The sequence below is a fragment of the Bacteroides ilei genome (assembly GCF_900128495.1).
Taxonomy (GTDB): Bacteria; Bacteroidota; Bacteroidia; order Bacteroidales; family Bacteroidaceae; genus Phocaeicola; species Phocaeicola ilei.
In genome coordinates this window covers 3,616,200-3,629,307 of sequence record NZ_LT635801.1, presented here as the reverse complement: position 1 = coordinate 3,629,307, position 13,108 = coordinate 3,616,200, and the positions used below count along the sequence as shown (strand labels likewise).

Here is a 13,108-nt window from a genome sequence, read left to right as displayed (position 1 = left end):
AAAGCCTTATGGAAGAAAAGAAAAAAGTTGTAGTTGCCTTCAGCGGCGGACTGGATACTTCATTCACTGTAATGTATCTGGCAAAAGAAAAAGGTTATGAAGTTTACGCAGCTTGTGCAAATACAGGCGGCTTCAGCCCCGAACAGCTGAAACAGAACGAAGAAAACGCCTATAAGTTAGGAGCAACCAAATATGTCACTATCGACGTAACTCAGGAATACTATGCCAAGAGTTTGAAATACATGATTTTCGGTAACGTATTGCGTAACGGTACTTATCCTATTTCAGTTAGCTCAGAACGAATCTTCCAGGCTTTGGCTATCGCACGTTATGCAAACGAAATAGGAGCGCACGCAATCGCACACGGTTCAACAGGTGCCGGAAACGACCAGGTCCGCTTCGACATGACTTTCCTGGTTATGGCTCCGGGAGTTGAAATCATTACGCTGACACGCGACATGGCATTGAGCCGTGAATACGAAATCAATTACCTGAAGGAACATGGATTTGAAGCCGACTTCACCAAACTGAAATACTCTTACAACGTAGGTATATGGGGTACTTCAATCTGTGGAGGGGAAATTCTGGACTCTACCCAGGGACTGCCTGAAAGTGCTTATCTGAAACAGGTAAAGAAAACCGGTTCGGAACAGTTGAAACTGGAATTCAAGAAAGGCGAACTGTATGCCGTAAACGGAGAAGTGTTCGATGACAAGATCAAGGCTATCCAGAAAGTAGAGGAAATAGGTGCAGCTTACGGTATCGGACGTGACATGCACGTAGGCGATACCATCATCGGTATCAAAGGCCGTGTAGGTTTTGAAGCAGCTGCCCCAATGCTGATTATCGGTGCTCACCGCTTCCTGGAAAAATACACGCTGAGCAAATGGCAGCAGTATTGGAAAGACCAGGTTGCCAACTGGTACGGAATGTTCCTGCATGAAAGCCAGTATCTCGAACCGGTTATGCGTGACATTGAAGCCATGTTACAGGAATCACAACGTAATGTAAACGGTACAGCTATCCTAGAACTCCGCCCGTATTGCTTCTCTACAGTAGGCGTCGACTCAAAAGACGATCTGGTAAAGAACAAGTTCGGTGAATATGGTGAAATGCAGAAAGGCTGGACAGCCGAAGATGCCAAAGGATTCATCAAAGTCCTTTCAACTCCGTTACGTGCCTATTACGCTAACCATAAAGACGAAGAGAACATATGATAAAGGCAGGTATTATAGGAGGCGCAGGATATACAGCAGGCGAACTGATCCGCCTGCTGCTTAACCACCCGGATGTTGAAATCGTTTTTGTAAACAGTTCAAGTAATGCCGGAAACAAGATTACGGATGTACATGAAGGTCTTTATGGCGAAACGGACATGACCTTTACAGATGAACTTCCTCTCGATTCCATCGACGTACTTTTCTTCTGTACGGCACACGGTGACACCAGAAAGTTCATGGAAAGTCATACCATACCGGAAGACCTGAAGATTGTAGACCTGTCTATGGATTACCGCATCAAGAGTGAGGACCACGATTTCGTATACGGCCTGCCGGAGTTGAACCGCCGCACCATCTGCCACAGCAAGCACATAGCCAATCCAGGATGCTTTGCCACCTGTATCCAGCTCGGTCTTCTGCCACTAGCCAAACATCTGATGCTGAATGACGACGTAATGGTAAATGCCATTACCGGAAGTACGGGAGCCGGTGTCAAACCGAGTTCTACGGGACACTTCAGCTGGCGTAACAACAACATCAGTATATACAAGCCGTTCGCACACCAGCATGTTCCCGAAATCAAGCAGTCGTTGAAACAGTTGCAGAACAGTTTCAACTCCGAAATCGATTTCATCCCTTACCGCGGTGATTTCCCGCGTGGCATCTTCGCCACAATTGTGGTAAAGACCAAAGTTGGACTGGAAGAAATCGTCAAGATGTATGAAGAATACTATGCGGAAGATTCGTTTACCCATATAGTAGACAAGAATATAGACCTGAAACAAGTGGTAAATACCAACAAGTGCCTCATCCATCTGGAAAAACATGGCGACAAGCTGCTGGTTGTCTCCTGTATCGACAACCTGCTGAAAGGTGCCAGCGGACAGGCTGTCCATAACATGAACCTGATGTTTAACTTAGAAGAGACTACCGGTTTGAAACTCAAACCTTCGGCCTTCTAAACCCAAAAAAAATTCTATGAAATTATTCGATGTATATCCCCTGTTCGACATCAATATCGTAAAGGGGAAAGGTTGCCACGTATGGGACGACAAAGGTCAGGAATATCTTGACCTGTATGGAGGCCATGCCGTAATCAGTATCGGCCATTCTCATCCGCATTATGTGGAAGCCATCAGCAAACAAGTCGCCCAGTTGGGGTTCTATTCCAACTCTGTCATCAACAAACTGCAGCAGGAAGTAGCCGACCGCCTGGGAGCTATCTCCGGATATGACGATTACCAGCTGTTCCTGATCAACTCCGGAGCCGAAGCCAATGAGAATGCAATGAAGCTTGCATCTTTCTATAATGGACGTAAACGGATTGTTTCCTTTGCCAAGGCTTTCCACGGACGTACATCTCTGGCGGTAGAAGTAACGAACAACCCTAAAATCATTGCTCCTGTCAATGATAACGGACATGTCACCTACCTACCGTGGAATGATATTGAAGCGATGAAGGCCGAACTGGCCAAAGGCGACGTATGTGCAGTCATCATCGAAGGCATACAGGGTGTAGGCGGGATACAGGTTCCGACAACCGAATTCCTCCAGGCTCTGCGTAAGGCATGCGACGAACAGAATACGGTATTGATTCTGGACGAAATCCAGTCGGGATACGGACGTAGCGGAAAATTCTTCGCACACCAATATGCCGGTATCCGCCCCGATATGATCACTGTAGCCAAAGGAATCGGTAACGGATTTCCTATGGCCGGAGTCCTGATCAGTCCGAAATTTACACCGGTTTACGGCCAATTGGGAACAACATTCGGAGGTAACCACCTGGCTTGTGCCGCAGCCATCGCCGTACTTGATGTCATGAAAGCTGAAAATCTGGTCGACAATGCAGCCAAAGTAGGTTCTCACCTGCTGGAAGAACTGAAAGGATTCAAAGGAATCAAGGAAGTCCGCGGATGCGGTCTGATGATTGGCCTGGAATTTGAAGAACCGGCCAAGGAAATCCGCCGCCAGCTGTTATTCGAACAGAAAGTATTTACCGGAGCCAGTGGAACAAACGTAATCCGTCTGTTGCCACCGCTTTGCCTGAGTATGGCAGAAGCCGACGATTTTCTGGAACACCTGCATAAGGTTATCGGATAAGACCGGAAGAAATAAATTACCAAAGCTGTTTCAAGGGCACCAAGTGTCTTTGGAACAGCTTTGACTTTTTTATCACTATACATCATCCAACGCATAATAGCGGTAATCGCGTAAAACGGTCTGCAGGAATTTTTCATCATTCTCTTTCGGAACAATTGAGAATAGCCTGCGGATTTTTTCCGACAACAGCTGTATACAGCGTGCACGGCCATTATATGCGGGCCTGAGAGTCCGGGTTATGACATCTACCTGCTCCAACGACAAATCGGCCGCCTGGGGATACGTAGGCCGGTAGTCGTCGGTCAAATAATCAAACTCATCCAGACTGACATGTATCTTACGGTAATTCTTTTCCTTGATAACCAAAGTCCCTGCAGCTAAATCACCGATGCGCTGATTATTCCGTGTAAAGAGAACGACCAGCACCCCGGCACCTCCCGTCAAAGGCAGATCCACCAACAATAAAAGCCAGCGCAACAGATAAGAGCCGATACTGGGAGTAGAACCGTCTTTCTTCACTACACGGATATGCATCAGCCTCTTGCCCAGGCTCTGTCCTTGATTAAAAACCTCACACAGGAAAAAATAGAACACGACCGGCAGATAAATGAAAATGATAAAGAGCAGAAAAAGCAGTCCATGAGAAGAAAATGCAGACAATCCTGTCTTGTCAATGAATAAGACAGACACAAGAACATACACAGCCAGAAGAACGATATCGATGACAAAAGCCAGGATACGTTCACCTATACTGGCCGGAGTCTGTTCGATCCGCACAAACTGTCCCGTAACAATGGAAGATTCAGCCATGGATGTCCTAAAGATTTTAGAGGTTTCATTGCAAATATATCATATTTCCTTTATTTTTGTTTCTTGCAACAGATAAAGTTATTCCAAACCGATCTTGAAACATGAAAGAAGTCACCTTTATCCGCCAGAATATAGAAAAATGGAAGACTACGGAAAAGCTTGTTGACCAAGCCTCCAGACTGACACCCGACCAACTTGCGGATGCTTATATCGAGGTGACCTCCGACCTTGCATTTTCACAGACACATTTCCCAAACTCCCGCATCACCATTTATCTCAATAATCTGGCTTTTACTCTACATCATGAGATTTACCGGAACAAGCGGGAAAAATGGAGCCGTATCATTACATTCTGGACACAGGAAGTGCCCTACACCATGTATACGGCACGTAGGGAATTGTTGACATCCTTCCTTATTTTTGTGTGCAGCGTATTCATTGGCGTACTCTCGACCAGTAATGATCCTGAGTTCATACGACTCATACTCGGCAACCGTTATATTGACATGACACTTGAAAATATCCGGCAGGGAGAGCCCATGGCCGTCTACGGAAGCAGTGCGGAGCTCCCGATGTTCCTGGGTATTACCCTGAACAATATCATGGTATCTTTCTATTGTTTCGTAATGGGCATCTTTACCAGTTTCGGGACAGGCTTCATGCTGTTCAGCAACGGTATCATGCTAGGAGCTTTCCAGACATTCTTCTTCCAGCATGGACTGCTATGGGAGTCTACCCTTGCTGTCTGGCTGCACGGTACACTGGAAATCTGGGCTATCATTGTAGCCGGTGCCGCCGGTCTGGCATTGGGAAACGGATGGCTGTTTCCCAAGACCTATCCTCGGATTGAATCCTTCCGCCGGGGAGCCAGAAAAGGACTTAAAATCATCATCGGCACAGTTCCTGTATTTATTCTGGCAGGATTCATTGAAGGGTTCGTCACACGCCACACCCATCTGCCCGATTTCATACGGGCCGGTATCATACTCTGTTCTATCGCATTTATCATCTATTATTATATTTACTTACCTAATACCCGGAAACATGGACATACAAACACGTAAAATCAATATCTATTTCAAACGGTCTTTCGGCGACAAACTGAATGCTACCTTCGATTTCATCAAGCAGAATCCCAAAATTCTGATCAAATATATCGTCTATTTCCTGTTGCCGGTATCCCTCATACAGTCATTTACCACCAATTCCTTTATGGGAAGTGCATTAAGCCTGGAAGAGACATTCCAATATGGCGAACCGACCGGAATGCTCTATGGATTGGGGATAAGCTACTTGGGAACCATTCTATTGAATATAATAGGCACACTGCTGCTCACTTCCACCATTTATGCCCTGATGCGTATCTATGAGGAACGGGAACAAAAGCTGCAAGGCATAACCTGGGAAGAGATACGTCCACGCTTGTTCCATAATATCAAACGCATGCTGCTTCTGACTGTTGTCACAATCATACTGCTCATTATCGTAGCTGCTGCAATAGCTGTTATGGCCTACATATCCAAAGCGACCCTGATCCTTACCATACCGGCCTTTCTCGCCACTCTAATCGCTTATACCTTTCTGCCATGCATTTATCTTTTTGAGGACATTTCATTCGGCGATGCTTTCACCAAGACTTTCCGTCTGGGATTCAGGACCTGGGGAGGAACGTTCGGTATCATTATCATCATGGGGCTGATAGCCTCTATACTGCAAGGTGTGACTACAACCCCATGGTATGTAGCCACTCTGGTAAAGACCTTTTTCTCTGTGGCAAGTACCGGAAACCCTTTCACATCATCTGCCGGATTCAATTTCCTTATGTACCTGTTAGGCATCATACAGTCCTTCGGCTCATACCTGGCGGGAGCCTTCACCCTGATAGGAATAGCCTATCAATACGGACACGCTTCAGAAGTTGTCGACAACAAGACTGTCGGCTCAGACATCAGCAATTTCGAAAACCTTTAAACGATACAGGCTATGCTTGCTTCCCCTCCGGACACTCTGACTGCTGATTCCACCCTATTGATGCAATGGCAAAAGGACCCTGCATTCGACTATAACCGGGAACTCATGAATGCCGACATGAGTTTCGTGGAATGGCTCGGCCGACAGATCAACAATCTTCTCAATGAAATATTTACCGGATTCGTCGGAAGCAATTACAATACTCCGCTTTCCATTATCATACTTGTCCTTATCATAGCCGGTGTCATCTGGTTCATCTACAAGAAGAATCCGAAACTTTTCATGCGTAACCGCAAGGACAAAATAAAATATGAACTGGAAGAAGATACAATTTACGGGGTTGATTTTCCGGAAAGGATTGCAGCGTCTTTATTGCACCGGAACTACAGGGAAGCCGTACGGCTGGTTTATCTTCAGACCTTGAAAGAGATGAACGAGCAGAAAAAGATAGAATGGCAGCCTTACAAGACACCTACCCAATATATTTACGAAGCACGGACTCCCTCGTTCGTCCAACTGACAAACCATTTTCTAAGAATCCGCTACGGTAATTTTGAAGCGACGGAAGAATTGTTCCATACCATGCAGCAACTCCGGATATCCATCATTGAGGAAGGAGGTCAACCATGAAATTCAACCGCTGGTTCACAATCTGTATAACTGCCTTTATCATCCTCATCTTTTGCCTGCTGATGAAAGCACCGAAACATTTCAGTTGGGAACAAACATTTTCGCACCATGACCTGCAACCATTCGGATGCGCTTTGCTTGACAGCATGCTTACCCGGTCGCTCCCGCACGGATATTCCGTTTCCCGGAAAACTCCCTACCAGATGGAACAGGATGATACGGTAAACAGAAAAAGCATATTCATCGTAGGCACAGGCTATCACATTCCCGATACAGATATGAAGGCTTTGTTTGACATGGCTTACAGAGGCGATCACATCCTATTGGCTGGAGATTATTTCGGGAGCCTGCTGGAGGATACATTAAGATTCAAGACCCGGAATTACTATTATCTGATGAATCTCAACACACTGAAACAATACGCCACAAGGATGTATCCCAAGGATGAACTGATATGGTGCGGTGATTCATCCGTCTACAACACACAGAAATTCCATTGTTATCCTCCATTATGTTCTGGACACTTCAACCTGACGGATTCCACCTCATGTCAGATTCTGTTGTTCCGGCAGGAAGAGAAAACGGAATCCGACAGCATACCGAAGAAAAAGCCGGTTGCAATCACCTATACTTTAGGAAAAGGTGAGATCACGTTGGCTTCCATCCCTCTGCTGTTCACCAACTATGGACTACTCGATAGCAACAACCATCTCTTACAACTACGGCTTATATCACATCTGGCCAAATATCCGGTAATCCGTACCGAATGTTATACCAGTCCGATAACCGGAGAACAGCTATCTCCGCTCCGATATATACTGTCACAACCTCCACTCCGATGGGCATTATATATGATTCTGCTGGGAATCATCTTATTCATATTGTTCACGGCCAAACGGAAGCAACGGGCCATACCGGTAATCAATCCTCCGAAAGACCATTCACTGGAATTCATCAAACTGATCGGAACACTTTATTATCAGAAAAAAGGCCATACAGATCTGGTAAGGAAAAAATTCACTTATTTTACCGAACAGCTGAGAAGAGAAGCACATATCGAACTGAGCGATGGCAATGACCTGGATACACAAGCAGAAAAGATTGCCGGAAAAACAGGAATGGATCCTAAATGCATTACCGAGGCACTACGTCGCATCTATCCGGTAGTTAAAGGAGAAAAAGACACGACAGAAAATGAAATGAAGCAGCTTATTAACGAAATGGAGAATATTACCAACCACCTAATTTAATATAAAAACATGGAAGGACAAACAGAGAAACAACGTATAGACCTGACTGGCTTTTCCGATAAGGTACAGCAACTGAAAGAACAGATTGCAGCAGTTATCGTAGGACAGGAACAGATTGTAGACCTGCTGCTGACAGCTATACTGGCAAACGGACATATACTGATTGAAGGAGTTCCCGGAGTTGCCAAGACGTTGCTGGCCAAACTCACGGCGCGGCTCATAAGCGCCGACTTCAGCCGGATCCAGTTCACACCCGACCTGATGCCCAGTGACGTACTCGGCACTACCGTATTCAACATGAAAACAAACGATTTTGATTTCCATCCAGGCCCGGTATTTGCCGATATCGTACTCGTAGATGAAATCAACCGCGCTCCTGCAAAGACACAGGCCGCCTTGTTTGAAGTCATGGAAGAACGACAGGCCAGCATTGACGGAAAGACGTATAACCTCGGCGAATTCTATACGATCCTGGCAACCCAGAATCCGGTGGAACAAGAAGGTACCTATAAGCTCCCGGAAGCCCAGCTAGACCGTTTCCTGATGAAAATAAGTATCGGATATCCCTCTCTAGAAGAAGAAATTGCCATTCTGGAACGCCATCACACCAATACCCGGTTGACCCTTCTGGAAGATATCCGACCCATTCTGACTAAAGAGGAATTGCTGGACATGCGTAAACTGACCGACCGTGTTTTCGTAGAACCGAGTCTGCTACGATATATTGCATTGATTGTCCAACAGACCCGCACCAGCAAAGCTATCTACCTGGGAGCTTCTCCACGTGCATCGGTAGCCATGTTGCAGTCATCGAAAGCATATGCCCTGCTGCAAGGGCGTGACTTCATTACTCCGGAGGACATCAAGTTCGTGGCTCCCTATATACTCCAGCATCGCCTGATACTGACTGCGGAAGCCGAAATGGAAGGTCTCACCCCATTAAAAGTAACCCGACGTCTAATTGACAAAGTAGAAGTTCCTCAATAAATGTACCTGAACAGACGCTTCTATATCGCCTTACTGGCCGTTATCCTGCTCACCGGATTCGGATATGCCTTACCGGTCCTTTTCGGTATAGGCAAGGTGGCCTTTACCCTTTTGCTGCTTTCAACTGCAGCCGATATCCTCCTGCTATACCGGCATAAGGGAATTAAAGCGTTCCGTGAATGTTCCGAACGTTTCTCGAACGGAGAGGAGAATATTATACGTATCCGGATAGAAAACACCAGCAACTATCCGCTGGCATTGGAAGTAATCGACGAAATTCCTTCCATATTTCAGGCAAGAGATATCTGTTTCAAGGTACCGGTACTCCCCAAAGGAAACCAAACAGTACGTTACACTCTACACCCTACACAACGGGGAGTCTATGACTTCGGATATATCCGGGTCTTTGCATCCAGCCGTATCGGACTGATAGCCCGCCGGTATACTTGCGGGACACCCCAAACCATCAAGGTGTATCCATCCTACCTGCTGCTACGCCAATACGAAATGGCAGCTATCAGCAACAACCTGACAGAGCTGGGAATCAAACGGATCAGACGCATCGGCCATCACACCGAATTCGAACACATCAAAGAATACGTGAAAGGAGATGACTACCGTACCATCAACTGGAAGGCTAGTGCCCGCCGGCACCAGCTTATGGTAAACATTTATCAGGACGAGCGTTCCCAACAGATTTATCAGGTAATAGACAAAGGACGTGTCATGCAACAGACATTCAACGGGATGACTCTGCTGGACTATTCCATCAATGCAGCTCTTGTATTATCGTATATCACGATAAGGAAAGAAGATAAGGCCGGACTGGTGACCTTCGACGACCAGTTCGGTACATTTGTCCCTGCATCCCGACAGACCGGACACATGGAAACCTTGCTGGAAAACCTGTACAACATCCGGACCGAATTTGGGGAAACAGACTATTCGGCACTTTGCATCCATCTGAGAAAACACATCAGCAAACGGAGTCTGCTGGTACTCTATACCAACTTCTCCAACATGAAGAGTATGGAACGACAGCTTCCATTCCTGAAGCAACTGAACCGTACTCACAAGCTCCTGACCATATTCTTTGAAGATGAGGAACTCAAGAAATACATTGCTTCACAGAGCAGAAATACAGAAGACTATTACCGCCACGTAATCGCCGAAAAATTCGCCTTTGAAAAACGCATGATCGTATCAAGGCTGAGACAATACGGAATAGAAGCATTGCTTACCACCCCCAATAACCTTTCGGTGGATGTCATCAACAAATATCTGGAGATAAAAGCACGACAACTGCTCTGAAAAAGACCTCTTCAAAGACTTTTTCCCATTTTCAGACATAAAAAAGCCAAACGGGAATCCATCGGAAAATTTAATTTATATATTTGTAGAAAGAGATTAACCAATACACAGAAAATATGAAAGTAGGAATCATCGGAGCCGGAAACATGGGAGGAGCCATAGCCCGTGGATTGGCACAAGGACATTATGTAAAAGCCTGCGACATTATTGTAACAAACCCAAGTACAGCCAAACTGGATAAGCTGAAAGCAGAATATCCGGAAATACAGACCAGCACGAACAATAAGGATGCGGCGTCTGCCGACATGGTAATCATCGCAGTAAAGCCATGGAAGGTAAAAGAGGTACTGACTCCTCTACGTCTGCGCCAGCCGCAAATTCTGGTTTCTGTAGCAGCCGGACTGACCTTCGAGACTCTGGCCCACTACGTAGATCCGGAAATGCCTATTTTCCGTATCATCCCCAATACGGCCATTTCAGAACTTGCCAGCATGACCCTGGTTGCCCAACGTAATGCAACAGAAGAACAGACCCGGAACATACTGGATCTATTCAATGAAATGGGACTCACCATCCTTATCGAAGAAAATCAATTCGCCGCCGGAACTGCCCTTACCTCATGCGGTATTGCCTATGTACTGAAATATGTACAGGCAGCCATGCAGGCAGGCGTAGAAAGCGGGATCAAACCGAAAGACGCTATCAGAATGCTCGCACAGACCCTGGAAGGGGCAGCACAGATTCTGTTGAAAAACGATACGCATCCGGCCATTGAAATCGACAAGGTCACCACTCCCGGCGGAATAACCATAAAAGGGATCAACCAGCTGGAACACGATGGCTTTACATCGGCTGTCATCAACGCCATCAAGGCAAGCATGTAAAATATTCGCGGGAGGATGGCTGTATCCCTTTACTTCGATAACAGTCTACTCCCGCTAAATTCAATACCTGTCCAACCTTAAAATTATCTGTATATGAAAAATAACATACTTATCACAATGGGAATCCTTATCTTGGCAGGACTGGCCTTCCAAGGAATCTTCGGAGTTGCCGGAGGTATTCTGGTTGCCTCCATTATCGGAATCGTATACGGAGTAATCAAAAAGAACAAGCAGTTTGTAGGATGGTGCAGCGCCGCACTGGTTATCGATCTCATCTGCATTATCCTACTTTTTCTCGGCCTGTCCCATTCCATGCATTGACAGTAAGGGGACCAAACGGAATCCCCTTCATATCATCACTTGACAAATCCCTTCTTGGCCCACTTCAGACTATTCCAGCGTTTCACGAAGATTACCGCACGGATATTTTCGTCAAGCAAGAATGCGCACCACATACCTACCAGTCCCCAGCCCATATGGATTCCAAGCAAGTAACTGAAACCAACCGAAACCAGCCACTGTACTACCAGTCCTACATAGAACGGGTAATTGACATCTCCGGCAGAACGCAAGGCATTGGTTGCGTAAATATTAACCGATCTACCAATTTCTACCACAATGTCAATAATCATAACCGTTACACCCAGACGGATAATTTCCTCATTGTCTGTCAACAAGCTGAATATCGTATGCCCTGCAAGAGCCCATATACATGATAACACCAACGATACCAGAATAGAAAGACGCATCACATATTTTCCTAACAGATAAGCGGCATGGATTTTTTTCTGTCCTACCAAATGACCGATACTGATAGCCCCACCTTGTGCCATTGCTATCGCAAACAGATATACGAACATGACAATGTTCATTGTATAGGTACGGGTAGCCAGTGCATTATTTCCCAAGATATTAATAAAATACGTAATAACAACCTGAGAAAAGCTATACGACATGTTTTCTCCGGCCGAAGGAATACCTACTTTCAACAGGTTCTTCAATTCAATCCATGGGAAAGGACGGAAATAAGCAATCGGGAATTTCGGTATATGCTTACGGAACAATATCACAAACAGAACAACCATACTTACTCCACGGGCTATCGAAGTCGATATGGCTGCGCCCTCGGCTCCTAGAGCAGGAAAACCGAATTTACCGAAAATCAGCGTATAGTTTCCGATAATATTCATGATGTTCACAAGAACCGTAACCAACATCGGATAAATAGCTTTATTGGCACTACGCAACGAAGCAGATATAGTCAATGAAATAGCTTGGAAAAAAGCGAATGCACCTACTATCTCCATGTATCCGACACCATATTTCAACAGCTCGGGACGGAGCCCCATCCAACCCAACAACGTAACGGCGCCAAAATGTAGACCTGCACTGATAAGAATACCGATAAACAGATTCAACAGCAAGGATACCCCCACTACCTGAACCATCTTTTTCTGGAGCTTGGCCCCCAGATACTGGGAACAAAGGACAGAAGTTCCGATATTGATTACTTCGAATACAAGAAAAGCAAACATTACAATCTGGTTGACAACACCCACAGCTGCCACACTCTCGTCCGAATACTGGCTTAGCATAATTGTATCGACAGCTCCCAACATCATAATCAATAATGTCTCAATGAAGATGGGAACCACCAACTTGGTCAGTCCTTTACGAATATTAGTCTGTTGAATAACCTGCTCCACAAAATCTGTAATTAAATTCATTGCAAAGGTAGCTCTTTTACTCCATAACCGGCAACGATCTACCCTCATAATTCTTTCCGTATAGACATAAAAAAAAGCCCCGAAGTCTGACTGACCTCGGGGCCTTGATAAGACGGCGACTACCTACTCTCCCACTTTTACGCAGTACCATCGGCGTGACGAAGCTTAACTTCTCTGTTCGGAATGGGAAGAGGTGGAACCTTCGTGCCATAGTC

Annotated in this window: 13 protein-coding genes and 1 rRNA gene; 11 read left to right on the top strand and 3 right to left on the bottom strand. The window is 45.7% G+C overall.

Translation table 11 applies throughout. The features are described from left to right. Window positions 1–8 precede the first annotated feature (8 nt). From BQ7489_RS15555 to BQ7489_RS15545, 3 genes are read left to right on the top strand one after another with little or no spacing between them, the layout of a single operon-like run. On the top strand, window positions 9–1,217 hold the full coding sequence (locus BQ7489_RS15555) for an argininosuccinate synthase (RefSeq protein ID WP_072531819.1): 1,209 nt from the start codon (window positions 9–11) through the stop codon (window positions 1,215–1,217). Next, on the top strand, window positions 1,214–2,182 hold the full coding sequence (gene argC / locus BQ7489_RS15550; protein WP_072531818.1) for an N-acetyl-gamma-glutamyl-phosphate reductase: 969 nt from the start codon (window positions 1,214–1,216) through the stop codon (window positions 2,180–2,182). Before BQ7489_RS15555 ends, argC begins: the two co-directional genes overlap by 4 nt. Before the next feature lie 16 nt (window positions 2,183–2,198). After that, window positions 2,199–3,323 carry an aspartate aminotransferase family protein gene (locus BQ7489_RS15545; protein ID WP_072531817.1) on the top strand — a complete coding sequence of 375 codons (1,125 nt, stop codon included), beginning with the start codon at window positions 2,199–2,201 and terminating at the stop codon, window positions 3,321–3,323. A gap of 75 nt (window positions 3,324–3,398) precedes the next feature. Here the strand turns inward: BQ7489_RS15545 and BQ7489_RS15540 are convergent, their stop codons facing one another. After that, window positions 3,399–4,133 carry an RDD family protein gene (locus tag BQ7489_RS15540; RefSeq protein WP_072531816.1) on the bottom strand — a complete coding sequence of 245 codons (735 nt, stop codon included), beginning with the start codon at window positions 4,131–4,133 and terminating at the stop codon, window positions 3,399–3,401. 101 nt (window positions 4,134–4,234) lie between these two features. Between BQ7489_RS15540 and BQ7489_RS15535 the strand changes: the two genes are divergently transcribed. The 8 genes from BQ7489_RS15535 to BQ7489_RS15500 all read left to right on the top strand — a co-directional run bounded on the left by BQ7489_RS15535 (window position 4,235) and on the right by BQ7489_RS15500 (window position 11,487). Beyond that, window positions 4,235–5,197 carry a stage II sporulation protein M gene (locus BQ7489_RS15535; protein ID WP_072531815.1) on the top strand — a complete coding sequence of 321 codons (963 nt, stop codon included), beginning with the start codon at window positions 4,235–4,237 and terminating at the stop codon, window positions 5,195–5,197. After that, window positions 5,178–6,104 (top strand): hypothetical protein, encoded by a 927-nt coding sequence (locus BQ7489_RS15530; RefSeq protein WP_072531814.1) that lies wholly within the window; start codon window positions 5,178–5,180, stop codon window positions 6,102–6,104. Before BQ7489_RS15535 ends, BQ7489_RS15530 begins: the two co-directional genes overlap by 20 nt. A 12-nt stretch (window positions 6,105–6,116) precedes the next feature. After that, window positions 6,117–6,734: a DUF4129 domain-containing protein gene (locus BQ7489_RS15525; protein WP_072531813.1), complete on the top strand. Its 618-nt coding sequence runs from the start codon at window positions 6,117–6,119 to the stop codon at window positions 6,732–6,734. Further along, on the top strand, window positions 6,731–7,984 hold the full coding sequence (locus tag BQ7489_RS15520; RefSeq protein ID WP_072531812.1) for a DUF4350 domain-containing protein: 1,254 nt from the start codon (window positions 6,731–6,733) through the stop codon (window positions 7,982–7,984). Before BQ7489_RS15525 ends, BQ7489_RS15520 begins: the two co-directional genes overlap by 4 nt. 9 nt (window positions 7,985–7,993) lie before the next feature. Beyond that, complete coding sequence (locus tag BQ7489_RS15515; RefSeq protein ID WP_072531811.1) at window positions 7,994–8,971, top strand: AAA family ATPase; 978 nt, start codon at window positions 7,994–7,996, stop codon at window positions 8,969–8,971. Continuing rightward, window positions 8,972–10,282, top strand: a complete 1,311-nt coding sequence (locus BQ7489_RS15510; RefSeq protein ID WP_072531810.1) for a DUF58 domain-containing protein — start codon at window positions 8,972–8,974, stop codon at window positions 10,280–10,282. It begins immediately after the preceding gene. 116 nt (window positions 10,283–10,398) lie between these two features. Continuing rightward, window positions 10,399–11,166: a pyrroline-5-carboxylate reductase gene (proC, locus tag BQ7489_RS15505; RefSeq protein WP_072531809.1), complete on the top strand. Its 768-nt coding sequence runs from the start codon at window positions 10,399–10,401 to the stop codon at window positions 11,164–11,166. A gap of 93 nt (window positions 11,167–11,259) precedes the next feature. After that, window positions 11,260–11,487 (top strand): hypothetical protein, encoded by a 228-nt coding sequence (locus BQ7489_RS15500; protein WP_072531808.1) that lies wholly within the window; start codon window positions 11,260–11,262, stop codon window positions 11,485–11,487. Between the two features lie 35 nt (window positions 11,488–11,522). On the opposite strand, the gene BQ7489_RS15495 is transcribed toward BQ7489_RS15500, so the two are convergent. Both BQ7489_RS15495 and rrf read right to left on the bottom strand, forming a co-directional pair. Beyond that, a complete protein-coding gene (locus BQ7489_RS15495) occupies window positions 11,523–12,893 on the bottom strand; it encodes an MATE family efflux transporter (RefSeq protein WP_374044797.1) in 1,371 nt (456 codons plus the stop codon). 110 nt (window positions 12,894–13,003) lie between these two features. After that, window positions 13,004–13,108 (bottom strand): 5S ribosomal RNA (gene rrf / locus BQ7489_RS15490).